Annotated in this window: 12 protein-coding genes and 1 rRNA gene (1 of these 13 cut by a window edge); 4 read left to right on the forward strand and 9 right to left on the reverse strand. The window is 69.5% G+C overall.

Features of this window, described 5'->3' with window-relative positions:
• Nucleotides 1-418, reverse strand: a 16S ribosomal RNA gene (locus FJ251_00600); it reaches 1,141 nt to the left of the window's first position.
• 333 nt (nt 419-751) lie between these two features.
• On the reverse strand, nt 752-1,975 hold the full coding sequence (locus FJ251_00605) for a tyrosine--tRNA ligase (protein ID MBM4116238.1): 1,224 nt from the start codon (nt 1,973-1,975) through the stop codon (nt 752-754).
• A 98-nt stretch (nt 1,976-2,073) separates the two neighbouring features.
• Here FJ251_00605 and FJ251_00610 point away from each other — a divergent pair, with 98 nt between their 5' ends.
• On the forward strand, nt 2,074-4,242 hold the full coding sequence (locus FJ251_00610; GenBank protein ID MBM4116239.1) for a PBP1A family penicillin-binding protein: 2,169 nt from the start codon (nt 2,074-2,076) through the stop codon (nt 4,240-4,242).
• Nucleotides 4,243-4,253: 11 nt separating this feature from the next.
• Here FJ251_00610 and FJ251_00615 read toward each other — a convergent pair whose 3' ends face one another.
• The 6 genes from FJ251_00615 to FJ251_00640 all read right to left on the reverse strand — a co-directional run bounded on the left by FJ251_00615 (nt 4,254) and on the right by FJ251_00640 (nt 10,131).
• Entirely contained in the window at nt 4,254-5,666 is a 1,413-nt protein-coding gene (locus tag FJ251_00615) for a thymidine phosphorylase (GenBank protein MBM4116240.1), read from the reverse strand.
• The gene (gene cdd / locus FJ251_00620; GenBank protein MBM4116241.1) at nt 5,600-6,004 is read right to left on the reverse strand and encodes a cytidine deaminase; all 405 of its coding nucleotides are present in this window, start codon (nt 6,002-6,004) and stop codon (nt 5,600-5,602) included. The genes FJ251_00615 and cdd overlap by 67 nt, the downstream gene beginning before the upstream one ends.
• A complete protein-coding gene (locus tag FJ251_00625) occupies nt 5,997-7,199 on the reverse strand; it encodes a phosphopentomutase (protein MBM4116242.1) in 1,203 nt (400 codons plus the stop codon). Before FJ251_00625 ends, cdd begins: the two co-directional genes overlap by 8 nt.
• An 8-nt stretch (nt 7,200-7,207) precedes the next feature.
• The gene (locus FJ251_00630; protein MBM4116243.1) at nt 7,208-8,173 is read right to left on the reverse strand and encodes an HD domain-containing protein; all 966 of its coding nucleotides are present in this window, start codon (nt 8,171-8,173) and stop codon (nt 7,208-7,210) included.
• 12 nt (nt 8,174-8,185) lie between these two features.
• Nucleotides 8,186-9,232 (reverse strand): redox-regulated ATPase YchF, encoded by a 1,047-nt coding sequence (ychF, locus tag FJ251_00635; GenBank protein ID MBM4116244.1) that lies wholly within the window; start codon nt 9,230-9,232, stop codon nt 8,186-8,188.
• A gap of 92 nt (nt 9,233-9,324) precedes the next feature.
• Nucleotides 9,325-10,131, reverse strand: a complete 807-nt coding sequence (locus tag FJ251_00640) for a hypothetical protein (protein ID MBM4116245.1) — start codon at nt 10,129-10,131, stop codon at nt 9,325-9,327.
• Between the two features lie 246 nt (nt 10,132-10,377).
• On the opposite strand from FJ251_00640, the gene FJ251_00645 reads away from it, so the two are divergent.
• From FJ251_00645 to FJ251_00655, 3 genes are all read left to right on the forward strand, one after another.
• Nucleotides 10,378-13,872: a hypothetical protein gene (locus tag FJ251_00645; GenBank protein MBM4116246.1), complete on the forward strand. Its 3,495-nt coding sequence runs from the start codon at nt 10,378-10,380 to the stop codon at nt 13,870-13,872.
• 13 nt (nt 13,873-13,885) lie between these two features.
• On the forward strand, nt 13,886-15,514 hold the full coding sequence (locus FJ251_00650) for a GWxTD domain-containing protein (protein MBM4116247.1): 1,629 nt from the start codon (nt 13,886-13,888) through the stop codon (nt 15,512-15,514).
• Between the two features lie 83 nt (nt 15,515-15,597).
• Nucleotides 15,598-16,509, forward strand: coding sequence for a phosphate/phosphite/phosphonate ABC transporter substrate-binding protein (locus tag FJ251_00655; protein MBM4116248.1), 912 nt, complete (start codon nt 15,598-15,600; stop codon nt 16,507-16,509).
• 184 nt (nt 16,510-16,693) lie between these two features.
• On the opposite strand, the gene FJ251_00660 is transcribed toward FJ251_00655, so the two are convergent.
• Nucleotides 16,694-16,975 carry an acylphosphatase gene (locus FJ251_00660; protein ID MBM4116249.1) on the reverse strand — a complete coding sequence of 94 codons (282 nt, stop codon included), beginning with the start codon at nt 16,973-16,975 and terminating at the stop codon, nt 16,694-16,696.
• Nucleotides 16,976-17,032 lie beyond the last annotated feature (57 nt).

A 17,032-nucleotide genomic window follows, 5' to 3' on the forward strand; every position in this document is an offset into this window, starting at 1 on the left:
ACCCACGCGGCGTCGCTCCGTCAGGGTTTCCCCCATTGCGGAAGCCTCTCGACTGCTGCCTCCCGTAGGAGTCTGGGCCGTATCTCAGTCCCAGTGTGGCCGGACACCCTCTCAGGCCGGCTACCGATCGTCGCCATGGTAGGCCGTTACCCCACCATCTAGCTAATCGGACGCGGGGCCATCCCCAAGCGACAGCTTGAGACAGAGGCCATCTTTGACTGAACTCGGATGCCCGTGTTCAGTATCATGCGGTATTAGCGTCTCGTTAGAAACGTTATCCCCCACTCAAGGGCAGGTTCCCCACGCGTTACTCACCCGTTCGCCACTCTACTCACGTCCCGAAGGACGCTTTCTCGTTCGACTTGCATGCCTAATCCACGCCGCCAACGTTCGTTCTGAGCCAGGATCAAACTCTCCGTTGTAGAAAAGAGCCTGGTTACGCGACCTCCTCGCAAGCGAATCGGCCGCGCACCGGTTTTCCTACCTGGCGTCCCAGCAATGGGACGCAAGGCTGCGATCCGGAATCGAACGGACTGTGCGCTATTCGGTTTTCAAAGAGCGGCTGCCCCAAGGGACAGGAGAGGTACCGTAGACCACTGGTACGGCCAAGTCAACGACTTTCTATGCGCAGCCGTACTCGCCCTCTCCCTTTCGCCCTAGGGCTCCGAGGGTAAAGCGGGGGTGAATATAGCCCGGACGCTGGGGCCTGTCAACAGGGGGAGGGAAAAAAGGCCCGCCCCTGTCGATGTCGCTAGGACTCCACTAAGATCCTGAAATAGCGACGCTTACCGACCTTTACTACCGCCGAATCCCCGGCGGCCAGTTCCAGGGACCTCTCGGGATCGCTCACCACCAGGCCATCCACGCTGACGGCTCCCTGGGCAATCAGGCGCCTCGCATCACTCGCGCTCTTCGCCAGGCCCTGCTCTGTCAGCAGTCGGACCAACCAGATCGGTCGACCGGCAGCAAACCTACCCTCAGGGATGTCGGACGGCACGTCCTTGGTGACGAAGAGGCGGTCGAACGCCTCCTCCGCCTGCGCGCCCTGCCCAGGGCCAGCGTAGAGGTCCGCGAGATGCCGCGCGAGCTTCCGCTTGAGAATCACAGGATTCACGGTTCCCGCCGCCAAAGCTGCGAGGTCCGCCTCCACCTCTAGCGGCGGCCAGACACTAGCGAGTCTGAAGTACGATGGCAGCAGCGCATCGGAAATCGACATCGTCTTGCCGAAGATCTCAGCCGCGGGCTCCATGATCCCGATCGTGTTTCCGAGACTCTTAGACATTTTCTCGCCGTTGCCCGCTGTTCCCTCCAGGAGCGGCAGCGTGAGGACGACTTGGGGTTCCTGGCCGAATGCTTGCTGGAACTGACGCCCCACGAGCAGGTTGAATTTCTGGTCAGTTCCCCCCACCTCAATATCGGCCCCCAGGGCAACAGAGTCGTAGCCTTGGATGAGCGGGTAGAGGAACTCCATGACGCTGATCGGTCTTTGCTCGGCGTAGCGCTTCGCGAAGTCGTCGCGCTCTAGCATCCGCGCCACTGTGTAGTGGCTCGTGATCCGGAGCACATCCGCGAAGCTCAGTCCTGAGCACCACTCGCTGTTGAAACGGACTTCGAGGCGGTCGAGATCGAGAATCCTGCCGACCTGCTGACGATAGGTCTCGGCATTCGCCTCGACATCGGTCCGCGACATGGCTTTCCGCGTTTCAGAGCGGCCAGAGGGATCCCCGATGAGAGCTGTGAAGTCTCCGATGAGGAACACCACTCGATGCCCCAGGTCCTGGAACTGGCGCAGCTTCCTCAGCCCCACGGCATGCCCCAGGTGCAGATCTGGGGCCGTGGGATCGAAACCCTGCTTGATGACGAGCGGACGGCCGGTCGCCACCGCTCGTTCGAGCTTCCGCTCCAGTTCTCCCTCCGGGAGAACCTCCTCCGTGCCGCGTCGAATGATGTCGAGCTGTTCCTTGACCGGCAGCATGAACCTCTCCTCGCGCCTTCCCCTGGTGGGGTGCAGATACGCTAGCCACGGGTCGCATCGTTGACAAGGGGATTCGCGTTACCTAAGGTCTCAGCCCAATGAATACGGTTCTGGAGCCTCCGTCACGCCGCCTGCCGCAACGCCGGCCGCCCTTCCGCCGTTCCTTGCTGCTGCGCCTGCTGCTGCTTGCGTTTTGCTTTGCGCTCGGCATCGGCATCGCAAGCTTCGTCTGGCTCTCGCGCGACCTGCCGTCGACGACGCGGCTGCAGACGATCACGCAGAGCCTCAAGACCCAGGTCTTGGACCGCCACGGCGACGTCTATGGTTCCTTCGGCATCGAGAACCGGGTCGCCATCTCGCTCGACGCGATGCCGGAGCACCTGGTCGACGCCGTGCTCTCAGTCGAGGACCGTCGCTTCTACCGGCATTGGGGACTGGATATCTTGCGCTGGCCCAAGGTCTTGCTGACCGACATCGGGATTCGATTGCGCAGCCGGAGCGCGCCCCTCCAGGGAGCCAGCACGATCTCGCAGCAGCTCGCCCGTGACCTCTTCCTCACGAAGGATCAGAGCCTCGAACGCAAGCTCAAGGAGATGATCCTGACGCTGAAGATCGAGCGCGCCTACGCGAAAGAAGAGATCCTGACGCTGTACCTGAATCAGGTCTACTTCGGGGCCGGCGCCTACGGTGTGGAGTCCGTCTCGCAGACGCTCTTCGGCAGGCCTGCCGCCGAGCTCGACATCGTGCAGGCGGCCCTGATCGCGGGCATGCCGAAGAACCCTGCGGCCTACAATCCGCTGCGCTATCCGGACCGGGCCCGCGAGCGCCGGAATCTCGTCCTCAAGGCGATGGTGGACAACGACTGCCTCGATCGCGGACAACTGGCCGCTCTCCAGGCCGCGCCGCTCGGGCTCCTCGAGCACAAGCCTGAACGTCGGAGCGGGAGCTACTTCCTGGAGTACGTGCGACAGTACCTGGAGAGCCGCTACGGTACCGAGCAGCTCTACCGCGATGGGCTCACCGTAGAGACGACCGTTGATCCCGCGGCGCAGCTGCTGGCCGAAGAGGAGATGGAGGCCTACCTCGAGTACCTCGAAGGTTACATGCACTACCGGCAAACCTACGCCAGCGTCACCGCCCGCATCATTGCGGGCCAGCAGGTGCCGTCCGGCGAGCAGTATCTTCAGGGTGCCGTGCTCGTGATGGACCCGGAGATCGGCGCGATTCGCGCGATGGTCGGTGGTCGCGACTTCACGCAGAGCGAATTCAACCGTGCGGTCCAGGCGCCTCGGCAGCCGGGGAGCGCGTTCAAGCTCTTCGTCTATCTCGCTGCTATCGAGAACGGATTCGCCCCCAGCGACCTGATCCTCGACACGCCTGTATCCATTCCCCTCCCCGGGCAGGCGAAGGCCTATCGGCCACGCAATCACTCGGGCAAGTTCCTCGGCGAGATCACCCTGCGCACAGCCCTTGCCCAGTCGATCAACATCCCGGCCGTCAAGCTGACGAGTCGCCTGGGCCCGGTGACCGTGATCGACTACGCCCGACGACTCGGCATCGAGAGTCCGCTGCCGCCGGTGATGTCACTGGCGCTCGGCGCCGCCGATGTCACCCTGCTCGAACTCACCAGCGCCTATGGCACGATTGCCGCAGGCGGTATCCACAGCGAGCCCTTTGCCATCGTTCGCGTCATCGACCGCTGGGGCCAGGTGCTGGAAGAGCACCAGCCCGAGCGGCGCGAGGTCGTCAACCCACGCAGCAACTCTCTGATTACGAGCATGCTCGAGTCGGTGATCAGCTCAGGCACCGGGGTCCGCGCCCGCAGCCTCGGCTTCCAGCACCCTGCCGCCGGGAAGACCGGAACCACGGACTCCAACTTCGACGCCTGGTTCATCGGTTTCTCCCGCCAGTACGTTTGTGGAGTCTGGGTCGGCTTCGACCAGAAGCGGCCAATGGGGCAGTGGATGGAGGGGTCGCACGCGGCCCTGCCGATCTGGGCCGAGATCATGAAGGGTCTGCACGCGGATCTGCCGCCAGAAGCCTTCCCCGTGCCGGAGGGCATCGTCAAGGTGGCGATCTGCCCGCAATCGGGACTGCTTTCCACACGCTACTGCCCGGGCGCCCGCCAGGAGGCCTTCAGCGAGGGCCAGCAGCCGACGCGGACCTGCGATCGCCACGCGCACGGCGCTTCCGGCCGTCTCGGAACCGGGCCCGACTTCCGGGAGATCGACCGTCGAAGTCAGGAAGAGGAACTGCCCGGCCGCTGAGCCCAGCCGCTTCAAGCGCTGAGCAGTTCCTCCAACCGGCTCAGCGGCCGAAATCCGCGCGCGTCCTCCAGGCCCAGCAGCAAGGGGACTGCCGACGGCGGCTCCGGCCGCGCTTCGAGGAGCCGCGCCAGTTCCTCGGCGGCGGTCGTCACGCGCGCGGAGTCGCTGCCCTCGACCTGAGCGATGGTCTCGCCGACAGCGACGGGCTCCCCCCAACCCTTGAGGAAGACCACCCCCGCCGCCGAATCGACGCCATCCTCGGCGCGCACGCGCCCGGCCCCCAGCCGGGCCGCGAGCGAGCCGACGGCGGCCGCACTGGGAGCCGGCAGGAAGCCCGCTCTGCGCGCACAGACTGCGGCCGTCGCCGGTGCTGCCGGCAGACCCCAATCTGGACGGCCGGGATCGAGACGGCCGCCCTGGGCGGCAACCACGGCCAGGAATCGCTCCCGCGCCCGGCCCTCGGCCAGAACCGCTCGACAGTCCGCCAGCAGCGTCGATCGCGGTCTGCCGAGCGCCAGCTCGAGCATGACCGTCGCCAGCGCCAGAACGAGGTCCCGCGGGGGCGACGGACCGCCACCCCCGAGCAGGTCCAGGGCCTCGCGCAGTTCGGGCCGGTTGCCGACCGCCCGCCCCAGCGGCGACTCCATGCCTGTGTAGAGGACGCTGCACCGCAGCCCGAAGGCCGCCGCCGTCTCGCGCAACGCGGTCCCCAGCGCGCGCCCCTCGGCCAGGTCGCGCATGAAGGCGCCCTCACCCACCTTGAGATCGATCACCAGGGCCTGCGGGCCGGCTGCGATCTTCTTGCTCAGGATCGAACTCACGATGAGCGGCAAGGACTCGATGGTGCCCGTGACGTCGCGCAGGGCGTAGAGCCGCCGATCGGCCGGGGCGATGGTCTGGCTCTGGCCGATGAAGGCGCAGCCAAGAGCCTCGACCTGTCGCGCGAATGACTCGGCCGCTAACTCTGTGCGGAAGCCGGGGATCGCCTCCAGCTTGTCGAGCGTGCCCCCGGTGATGCCGAGGCCGCGCCCGCTGAGCATCGGCACGGCTGCGCCCAACTCGGCCACGAGGGGCGCCAGCACGAGCGAGAGCTTGTCGCCGACACCGCCGGTGCTGTGCTTGTCGACCGTCGGCCGGCCGAGACCCGACCACTCATGGCAGTGCCCCGAAGCGGCCATCGCGCGGGTGAGCGCAATGGTCTCGCCGGCGTCCATGCCTCGGCAGTAGATGGCCATCAGCAACGCACCGATCTGGTAGTCCGGCACTTCACCCGTCGCCACCGCCTGCGCAAAGCGGTTCAGCGCGGCGGGGGCGAGGGCGCGGCCCGCCCGCTTCTCGAGAATCAGGGGCAGGGCATTCACCGCAGCGGCTCCCGACGGGGATAGTCCAGGAACGGTCGGGGCAGGAAGTCCACCAGGCGACACCGCTCCCGTTCGCCGCTCGCGTTGACCAGGATCACCGGCAACTCCGCCGCGAACTCGCGCAGGACCTGCAGGCAGGCGCCGCAGGGCGGCGTGAAGCCAGCCGCTTCCGTGGCGATGGCGATCGCGAGCCAATCCCGCCGCCCCGCGAACACCGCCGCCGCGACCGCATTGCGCTCGGCACAGACGGAGAGCCCGAGCGAGGCGTTCTCGAGATTGGCGGCGGCGACGACGCTGCCATCCGCGCAGGCGATCGCCGCACCGACCCGAAACCCCGAATAGGGTGCGTGCGCCCCGGCGCGCGCCGCCAGTGCGGCCGCCACTAACGCCTGCTCATCCATGCCGCTCCTCCTCGCTCGCCGCCGACTGCGGCGCTTCCCTGAGCGCAGCCCAGAGCGACCGCCCCGCGCCCGTGACCGGCAGCGCAAAGGCCTCCGCCAGGGTGGCCGCGAGGTCGGCGAAGCTCTCGCGTCGACCGAGATCGCGCGCCTCGCGAACCTCAGGCCCGCGCGCCAGCAAGGGCACGTACTCCCGCGTGTGATCGCTGCCGGGGCCCGTGGGATCGTTGCCGTGGTCGGCGGTGATGAAGAGCCAGTCCCGCGGGCCCATGTCGGCGAGGAAGCCCGCGAGCCAGCGATCGAAGACCCGCAGCCCCTCGGCGTAGCCCGCCGGATCGCGGCGGTGCCCCCAGAGCATGTCGAAGTCGATCAGGTTGGCGAGCACCAAGCCGGCCCGCGCGGAGCGCGCCTGCACTTCGCGCAGGCTCGCCATGCACTCCTCGTTTCCCTTGCTGGGCACATGCGTGCTGAAGCCTCGCCCCGCGAAGAGGTCGCGGACCTTGCCGATGCCGATCACCGGCAGCCCCGCCGCAAGCAGGCGATCGAGCAGGGTCTCACCCGGCGGCGGCAGCGAGAAGTCGCGCCGGCCGGCGCTGCGGCGGTAGTTGCCCGACCGCCCCGTGAAGGGCCGCGCAATCACGCGGCTCACCCCGAACTCGCCCTGCAGGAGGGCGCGCGCTTCCGCACAGAAGGCGTAGAGCCCGGTCACCGGCAGCCGTTCCTCGTGCGCCGCCACCTGGAAGACGGAGTCCGCCGAGGTGTAGACGATCAGCTTGCCCGTCTCGCGGTGCTCGTCGCCGAGGCGCTCGATGATCTCCGTCCCCGAGGCGGCCACGTTGCCGATGAAGCCGAATCCCGTGCGCTGCGTGAGCTCTTCCAGCAGCGGCACCGGGAAGCCCTGCGGGAAGAGCGGGAACGGCCGGTCGAGCACGAGTCCCATCAGCTCCCAGTGCCCGGTCGTGCTGTCCTTGCCGGGCGACTTCGCCGCCAGGCGCGCGAAACCGCCCTGCACCGGACGGTCCAGGTCCAGGCCGTGCCAGGCCTGCACGCGACCGAGGCCGAGACCCGCGAGGGTCGGCAGCGCGAGCCCGCCTACGGCAGCCGCGAGATTGGCCAGGGTGTTGCGACCTTCATCGCCGAAGGCGCGGCTGTCCGGCAGGTCGCCGACGCCGAGGCCGTCGAGGATGATCACGAACACCCGCGGCGTCACTCCTCATGCCCTCCCATGTAGAGGTTGCGGCCGAGCAGCTTGTGGACGCCGGTCCAGTTGCTGTCGCCCCCCATCGTTTCCCGGCCCTCTTTGAGGACGCGGGCATAGCCGTCGATCTGCGCGTCGAGATTGTCGATGTGGTGGAAGACGATCGCCTCCAGGGTCTTGGGCAGCTTGGGGCTGCCGAACTCGTAGGCGCCCTGGTGGCTGACGATCAGGTGTTTGAGCCGGTAGACCGTCTCCAGCTCGAGTTCGGGGAAGCGCGGCAGGTACTCGCTGAGGATCTCGACGCCCTGCACGACGTGCCCGATCAGGCGACCCTCGGAGCTGTAATCGATCGCCCGCTCGAACTCCATCTCCCGCACCTTGCCGAGATCGTGGAGATAGCAGGCGGCGAGCAGGAGGTCGCGATCGAGCTCCGGATAGAGCGTGCACAGGTTCATCACGATGCGGCTCAGCTTGACGACGTGCTCCATCAAGCCGCCGACGTAGGGATGGTGCCAGGTCTTGCCCGCCGGCGCGGCCCGGAAGCGCCAGCCGAGCTCGGGATCCTCGAACATCTCCGTGAGGAGGCGCCGCAACGTGGGATCGCGGACGTCGGCCAGGCGCTGTCGCCACTCGGCCTCGAGCGCTTGCCGGTCGCAGGGTGTCACCGGCAGGAACTCGGCGAGGTCGAAGTGCGAGCCGTCCACCGCCTCGATCTCGTGGACGCGCACCTGCAGCTGCTCGCGGTAGTCCTGGACCTCGCCGATCACGCGCACGAAGCGGCCCTGCTCGAGGCGGTCGTAGGTCTCCTGGGCGCCGTCCCAGAGGATGCCGCCGAGCACGCCGCTGTTGTCGCTGAACTGGAAGAGGAGGAAGCGGCTGCCGTCCGGGTTCTTCTTGAGCAGCTTGCGCTTGAGGATGTAGATGCTGTCGATCTCCCGCCCCGCCTGGAGGCTGCTCACGGGCTCGCGTCGCATGGCGTCTCCGATCTAGACGTTGAAGCGGATGTTGACGATGTCCCCATCCTGGACAGGATACTCCTTGCCTTCCAGGCGCAGCTCGCCGTGCTTGCGCGCTTCCGCCAGGGAGCCGCGCGCGATGAAGGTCGCATAGGCGATCACCTCGGCCCGGATGAAGCCGCGCTCCAAGTCGCTGTGGACCTTCCCCGCCGCGCGCACGGCCGGCAAGCCGCGCTCGATGGTCCAGGCCCGCACCTCGTCATCGCCGACGGTGAAGAAGGAGGCGAGAGCGAGCAGTTCGTAGCAGGCGCGGATGAAGCGGTCGCGGGCGGGCTCGCTGACGCCGATGTCCGCGAGGAAAGCCTGCCGATCCTCGGGCGCCAGCTGCGCGATCTCCCACTCGTCGACCGCGTTCAGGCTCAGGAAGGCGAGGCCGCCCGCCTCGGCGAGCGCGGCAGCGCCGGCCAGGGCCCGTGCATCCGGCTCGCGGCCGCAGTTCGCGAGCAGCACCATCGGCGGTTTGCTGAGGAACTGGTAGCCGCGCACGAGGCTCTCCTCCGCCTCCTCGAGCGGCAGGCGGCGCAGCGGCTGCTCATCCCCCAGGGCCTCCTGCAGGCGCGTGAGCAGGGTTTGCTCCGGCAGCAGTTCGCGGCGGCCCTTGGCGATGTCCGCCTGCAGCCGCTCCAGCCGCCGTTCGACGAGGAGCAGATCCGTGAGGATGAGCTCCTGCTCCAGCGCTGCCGCGTCGACAGCCGCCCCCCCGCCCGGCTCATCGCCCGGAAAGGCGCGCAGGACGTGGACCAGCGCATCGACGTTGCGCATCTCGCTGAGCCGCTCGGACGGAATGCCGCCCCGCCCGACTTCGAAGGCGGGCAGGTCGAGGAACTCGATCTCCGCGTAGGTGGTCTTCTTCGGCTTAAAGATGGCGGTCAGACGGTCGACGCGCGGGTCGGGCACCTTGATCGTGGCCCGGTGCGCCTCGCGGCCGCCACCGCCCGTCGCCTCGCCCCGCCCCGTGAGCAGGTTGAACACGGTTGTCCGGCCGACCCGGGGCAGGCCGATGAGTCCGATCTTCATCGTCGCCTCCTGGGGGTATTGAAGCACAGGACCGGCGCCGGCGAGTACGAAAAAGCCCCGGTCCGAAGACCGGGGCGGAGAGGTCGAACGCCCTAGCCGTTCGTGATCATGTAGTTCTGGAAGCGGAAGACCTCGAGCGTGAGCGGACCGAGCACGCCCAATTCGTCCTGCTGGCTGCGCCGATAGGACTCGCCGAGCGGGCCGCCGATGCCGATCTGCCCGCCCTCGGACATTGCCGCCTTCAGGAAGAGTTCGCCCAGGGAGTTCACGCCCTCGAGCTTGAAGCGGCCGATCGCGGTGTCCAGCGTGTAGCTGAGGATGCCTCCCAGGTCGTTGCGCCCCAGCTCGCCCGTGACCCAGACCTTCTCGCCCTGCTGCCCATAGGCGCGCAGCATGGAGCGCTGATCCGATTCGCCGAGGCGGCCGATGTCGCCGAGCAGGTCGACGTAGGCGGTGCGGTCGAAGGAGGCGAAGTTCTGGTAGGAGGGGAAGACCGGCGGTTCGTCGGCCGTGACGAAGGAGGTGTCCGCGCCCTCGATGACGTGCTCCAGGATCAGGAAAACGTCCGGGCTGCTGCCCCACTGGCGGCGGACGCCCAGCTTGAAGCTGGCATCGACGCTGCCGAGGAGGGAGAGATCATCGGCGCAGAGGAACTCGAGGCGATCGCCCTCGGCGAGCAGGGCCAGCTTGCTGCCCACAGCCAGCACCTTCGGCGAGCTGAGTTCGAACTTGAAAAGCTTGTTCGTGTTCTCCCCACTGACGGCCTGCGTCAGGGACGCGGGCTCGTAGGGGTTCTCGATCTTCTTCTGACCACAACCCACCAGGGACAGGCTCGAAACCAGAACGCCCAGCGCCAGCAGGCGGAGGGCGAGGCGGGCCGGGTCGGTCGTCATCATCATGGACGAACTCCCTTCCAGAGTCACTCGGGCTCACTATGATGAGGGGCAGTTTGGGAAAGCGCGCGAAAGATACCACCGGTCCCAGGGGGAGTCAACGGCCAAAGTGCCGCCAGAATCGCGAGATATCTCCCTGACGGCCACCGCGGCAGGCAGGGGAACAGGGCTTTGAGGCACCGGGGAGGCTGGGTTATCTTGCTGGCGCCCGGGGCGCGGAGCCCCGGCCGCTCGCCGCCCCAGGAGGTGTTCATGTCCCGCCTACTTCGCCGCCTGCTCCTGAGCGCCACACTGCTCGCGACGCCCGCCGTGCTCGAGGCCGCACCGGCCCCCTTCCCCGGCGAGGAGGAGGCCGCCGCCTTCGCCCGGCTCTTCGTGAGTGAGCGCGAGCGGCTGGTGCCGGGCCTGATCGAGCTCCAGCTCGCCGCGGCGCCGGCCGCGCCGGGCGAGCTGGCGGGCCGCGGGGTGACCAGCCTGCCCGCACTGGACGCTGCCCTGCGCCAGCGCGGCCTGCGCGGGCTGGAGCCGATCTTCTTCCGCGTTGCGCCGGCCCGCGGCGCCTTCGGCGACTTCCGGGACCGCTTCTTCACCGTCCAGCTCGATCCCACCGTCGATCTGCGGGAGACCTGCCTCGCCCTGATGGCCCTGCCGGAGGTGCTCACCGCCTGGCCCGTCCTGCGCTGCCCGCTCGCGCGCGAGCCCGTCGCCATCGTGACGCCCAACGATCCCAGCTTCGGCGCCCAGTACTACCTGACCACCAACGGCGGCCGCGGTACCCTGCGCGCGAAGGGCGCCTGGGGCCACAGCCTCGGCGACAGCAGCGTCGTTGTCGCCATTTGCGACACGGGGATCGATCTCGACCACCCGGACCTCGCAGGGCCGGCGCCCTACCTCGCGGGCAATCTCGCCATCGACTGGGAGGAGTACGGCGGCGCCAATCACGTGGACGACGATGGCAACGGCTACGTCGACGACTGGCGGGGCTGGGACTTCGTCAACGTCGGCTCCGGGCCCTACCCGGGCGAGGACTACGCGACCGAAGACAATCAGCCCGCCGACTTCGTCGGCCACGGCACCAACTGCGCCGGCTGCGTGAGCGCGATCTGCAACAACGGCGTCGGCATCGCCGCGATCGGCTGGCGCGTGCGGATCCTCCCCCTGCGCATCGGCTTCGCCGTCGAGGACGGCCAAGGCGGCATGACCGGCGTCGCCTATTCCACGACGATGGCGAGCGCCTTCAACTACGCCCGCGTCAAGGGCGCGCAGGTCGTGAACCTCAGCTTCGGCTCGAGCTACACGCCGAGCCTGCTGAGCGCGGTGAACGCCTGCTACAACGCCGGCGTGATCATGGCCGTTGCGGCCGGCAACGACAACAGCAGCACGGCCGACTACCTGGCGACGACGGCGAAGTGCCTCGACGTCGCCGCGACGACGAGCACGGACGGCAAGGCGGACTTCTCCAACTACGGCAGCTGGGTCGACCTCTGCGCGCCGGGCGTCGGCATCCTGACGACGGCCATCGACGGCTACGCGGTGACGCAGGGCACCTCCTTCGCGAGCCCGCTCGCCGCCGGCCTCGCGGCCCAGGTGTACTGGCGGCTCCACGCCGGCCAGCGCAGCCAGGCCAACGCGACGAGCGTGCGCGCCAAGCTCCTGGACACCTGCGACGACATCGACGCCCTCAATCCGGGCTACGGCGGCCTGCTCGGCGCCGGTCGCATCAATGCCTTCCAGGCGCTCGGCGGGGGCAGCTTCTTCGCGTTCCCCGACGGGTTCCCCGCTTTCCAGGAGGCGATCGACTTCGCCGTCGCGGGCGACAGCATCGTCGTCCGTGGCGCCGTGAGCGCCGCCACGGGCCTGATCAATCCCGACAAGGCGCTCAGCCTGCTCGGCGGCTGGAGCGCCGACTACGAGAGCCGCGACCCGGCGGGCAACCCGAGCACCCTGCTCGGCAACGGGGTCCAGCCCCTCTTCGTGCTGAACACCCCCGGGCTGGGCGCCGAGCTCGTCATCGACGGCTTCCGGCTCGAGAACGGCGCCGGCAGCGCCGGCTACTTCCCGACCCTGGGCCGCTACGGCGGGGGCATGCTGGTGAGCGCCGGCGCGCCTGCGCTGCGCCATCTCGTCTTCGCGGCGAACGACCTCAGCGGCGAGGCCGTCTCCGCGGGCGGCGGCCTCTTCGTCGCCAACACGAGCCTCGCGCTCCAGGACTGCCGCTTCGAGGGCAACCGCGCCGTCCGCGGCGGCGGCCTCGGGCTCTACCAGGCCAGCGTGACCCTTGCCGATTGCGTCTTCAGCGACAACGCGGCCACGCACGCGACGAGCAGCGCCCGCCGCGGCGGCGCCCTCCACTTGCAGGGCGGGCAGATCGGCGGCAGCGGGGTCAGCTTCGACCTGAACGCGGCCCTCGACGAGGGCGGCGCGGTCTACCTCGACGCGGCGAGCAGCCTGGCCCTGGGCGCCTCTGCCTGGACGGACAACAGCGCCGGACCGGCCGGCGGCGCCATCGCTGCCCTTGGCCCCGTCGCGCTCGACCGCTGCGCGCTCAGCGACAACAGCGCTGCCGCCGGCGGCGCCCTGCACGCTGCCGCCGCGCTCACCGTCACCGGCTCGGCTTTCGCGGGCAACGGCAACCCGGCGCTGACCACTTTCGGCGGCGCCATCTACAGCCTGAATGCGCCGCTGGCGATCCGCAGCTGCAGCTTCCAGGGCGACGCGGTCAGCCTGCAGGGTGCCGCCCTCTACGCCCAGGGCAGCAGCGGGCAGTTCCGCAACAACAGCTGCGAGGCGCTGATCGGCCCCTATGCGGGCGCCGCCATCGTCTGCAACGGCGCGGCCCTGGACCTGCGCAACTGCCAGTTCACGCACATCGCCGCGGGCTTCCCGGTCTTCGCCTCCGGCGCCAACCTGCCGACTGCGGGCTACAACAACTTCTTCGGCAACGGCAGCGGCGACTACCTCGGCGTGACGAGCGCGGGTGGCGACACGCACGTCGATCCGCTGTACGTCGGCGCGGTCGTCGGCGATCTGCACCTGGGCCTCGACTCGCCGAGCCTGGATGCCGGCGATCCGGCGATCCTCGACCCCGACGGCGGCCGCAGCGACATCGGCGCGCACGGCGGACCCGAGGCCACCGCCGAGCAACCGGACGCGCCCGCTGGACTGCAGGTCGTCACCCGCGGCGAGCGGGCCTGGTTCATCGACCTCGACTGGGACGACAACGCCGAGGGCGACCTGGCGGGGTACGCTGTCTATCGGGGTCTCAGCGTCGATTTCACCCCGGGCGCGGCCAGCCGCGTCGCGCTCATCGCGCCGCCCGTCTCCAGCTGGCGCGACGAGGTGCCCGACGGCGAGACGCTCTTCCACTACAAGGTCGCCGCCTACGATGCGGACGGCTACGCCAGCGGCTACTCGGCCTCCGCCAGCGGAACGGGCCAGAACGACACCGCCGCCGGTGACCTGCCGCCGGCCCGCTTCCGTCTGCTGGAAGCCTGCCCGAACCCCTTCAACCCGAGCACCGCCGTCGGTTTCGAGTTGCCGGCGCCGGCGACGGTGCAGCTGACGCTCTTCGACGCCCAGGGCCGCTGCGTGCGCAGCGAGTGGCTGGGACGCGTGGCGGCCGGCCGCCACCGCTGGACCTGGGACGGCCGCGACGGCGCGGGACGGCCCCTGCCCAGCGGCGTCTACGCCCTGCAGTTCGCCGCCGGACCCTGGCAGGGTCGACAGAAGCTGACATTGCTGAAATAGGAGGCGTCCGCCGATGTCCTGGCGCCCTGCCTGCTGGCTGCTCGGCGCCGCCGCGTCCGCGCTGGCGGCCGACTTCGATCCGGCGCAGCTGCCCGCCTGGCAGCGCTACGCCTGGCAGGACCTCGCCCCCCTGCTCAGCCACGCCGACGAAGCCGAGCTGCTCGCGCTCGACTCGCCGGCAGCGGTCGCGGAGTGGACGCGCCGCTTCTGGCTGCGCCGCGATCCGACCCCGACGACACCGGCCAACGAGCGCCAGGAGCTGCACGAGAAGCGCCTCGAGACCGCGCGCGCGCTCTACCCCGGCCGCGGACCGCTCGGCCTCGACCAGCGCGGCGAGGACTACGTCCGCTTCGGGCCGGCGGACGAGGAGGCCACCATCGACGAGTGGTTCGACGAAACCGGCCATCACCCGGCGCGTCTGATCTGGCTCTGGCTCTCCCCGCCGATGCGGGCAACCTACGCCGACTGGAACCTCGACGGCGAGTGGGAGCAGGCCTGGGACGAGTCGCCCTCGTCGCGGCCGGACGTCGCGCGCCGGCTCGAGAGCGCCGTGCTCCAGGACGGTCAGGCCGCCGACGCGCAGCTGCTCGACGAGCTGCGCCTGAAGGACCCCCTCGCCTACCAGGATCTCCTGCGCCAGCTCGCCGAGGGCGAGGTCGTCAATGCGCTCGAGGTGCAGAACCAGCGCCTGATCGCCGACCTGATGGGCAGCAAGTTCCGCCGCATGGAGGCGAGCTACCAGGAGAACCGCCGCAGCCGGCGCGACACCTACGTCCACGACTTCCAGGCCCAACCGCTCTGGGCCGTCTTCGCCGTCGACTGCTACCGCGGCGGCCGCGGGCGCAGCCGCGTGGAGATCAGCCACCAACTGCGCCTGAACGACCTCGGCTTCCGCTGGGCGGAGGCGCGCGGCGACTTCGCCGCTGTCCTGCGGCGCGAGGCGGTCCTCTACGATACCGGCGAGCGCGTGGCGGCAAGCCTCGCCGACAGCCTGCCCATTCGCGCCGAGACGCTCGCGGACACGAAGCGCCCCCTGCTCGTGCCTGGCCTGCTCGCCGTGGAGCTGCCCCCCGGCGACTACCGCCTCGCCCTGCGCCTCGAGGATGCCGCCAGCCGCCGCCTGCAGATCTTCACCACCCCCGTGCGCGTGCCCGCATTCCCGGCCGACAGCCTCTGCCTGAGCGACATCAGCTTCGCGAGCAACCTCCAGCGGGGCGCGGCCCCCGCCGCGTTCGCCAAGGGCGAGTGGAGCGTCACCCCCCACCCCCTGCGCGCCTACGCCACGGACCGCAGCGTCCAGCTCTACTTCGAAGTCTACGGCCTGGCGGTCGACGGCGAAGGCCTCAACGACTATGCGGTGAGCTACCGCATCCGGCCGCGGACGCCGATCGTCAGGTCCTCCTGGCTCTTTTCGCTGGAGGAGAGCGTCAACGCGGAGGCGGGCAGCACCTTCGTCGACCGGCACCGCGGCGAGAGCGCTCGCCATCCACTGAGCATCCCGGCTGCGTCCTTTGCCGAGGACAGCTACCTCGTCGAGGTCGAGGTGCGCGATCGCCTCAGCGGGCGCCGGGCGCTGGCGCGCAGCCAATTCAGCGTCGTCAGCCCCGCCGCCCTCGCGGGAGGCGCCGGGCCCCTGCGCTAGGGGCCCCGGGCCGGCCCGCCCGCGTTGACAGCACGCAGTCCCTGTGTCAGCCTCGCGGCGTGCCGTTACACGGGGAGGTCGCCATGACCCGCCGCACCGCGATCCCGCGCGCGCTCGCCCTCGCCCTCGTCGCCGCCCTCGCCTGGACCGGCGCCCTCCGCGCTCAGGAGGGCACCGCCGCCCTGCCTCTGCGCATCGGGTTCAACGGCGGCGAGAGCCCGGGCATCATCCGCCTGAAGGCGAACGCCTTTGCGGCCTTTCTCGAGGAGCGCAGCGGGCTGCGCTGCCAGCCCCTGATCACCGAGACCTACAGTCAGCTCATCCGCGCGATCGCGGAGGGCAAGGTCGACTTCGCCTTTCTCTCGCCGCTCGGTTACGTGACGGCCTCTCAGGTGGCCGATGCGGAACTCCTGCTCAAGAGCGAGCGCGGCGGCCGGCCCTTCTACTGGAGCGTGATCCTCGTGCGCCGCGAGAGCGGCATTCGCAATCTGGGCGACCTGAAGGGCAAGCGCTTCGCCTTCACGCACCTGGGCTCGACCTCGGGCTACGTCGTGCCCCTCAGCGCCCTGCTCAGCGAAGGCATCGATCCCGACCGCTTCTTCGCCAGCATCGTCTACGCCGGCGGCCACAGCGCGGTGATCCGCGCGATCCTGGCCGGCGAGGTGGACGCCGGCGCCACCTTCGCCGACGACCCGGAGGGCCGCGAGGGCGCCTGGACGGCCGAGGAGTTCATCGCCGCCAGCGAGGCCGCCAAGCTGATGCCGATCTTCTTCTCGCCGCCGATTCCCGGGGACACCTTCGTCGCGACGGCGCGGATGCGGGCGGCGCAGCCGGCCATCGTCGCCCAGGTGAAGGGCGTCCTCTTGGCGATGGGCGAGAGCAACCCCGGGCGCCTGATCCTCGGCGACCTCTACAACATCGACAATCTGGTGCCGGCCGAAGACGCCGACTATGAGGTCGTGCGCAGCGCCTTCGCCGCCGTGCGCAACCGCTAGGCGCGCGATGGCCGGGGAAGCGGAGAGGCCGCAGTGCGTCTACTGCGGAGCGTCCGTGGATCTCGTGGCCGACGAGCACATCGAGGCGCTCTGGTACTGCCGGCCTTGCCTGACGCGCCGGCTGGAGCACCAGTTCCTCGTCGAGGAGGGCTGCGACAGCGACGACCCCAGCCACGAGTAGGCGCTAGCCGTAGCGAATCTCGAATCCCTCGCCGCTGAAGTCGGCGGCTTCGGCGGCGGGCAAGCGCTCAACGGCGCGCACCGTCGCCGCGGCCGGACCTCGCCGCAGCTCCGATTCCAGCGCGTCGAGGGCGGCGGCGGGACCCGCGACGAGCAGCGCGACCGATCCGTCCGGCCGGTTCGCGACCCAACCCTGGAGCCCGAGGGCCCGCGCCGCGCGCCGCGCGAAGGCGCGATAGCCGACGCCCTGCACCCCACCGCTGATCCGATAGACGCGTCGCTCCATTGGCAGGCCTCCCCTCGGCTGCTAAGCTGCCCGCTGTCGGCGACGATCCAAGCACGG

The sequence above is a fragment of the bacterium genome, assembly GCA_016873475.1.
Lineage (GTDB): Bacteria > Krumholzibacteriota > Krumholzibacteriia > JACNKJ01 > JACNKJ01 > VGXI01.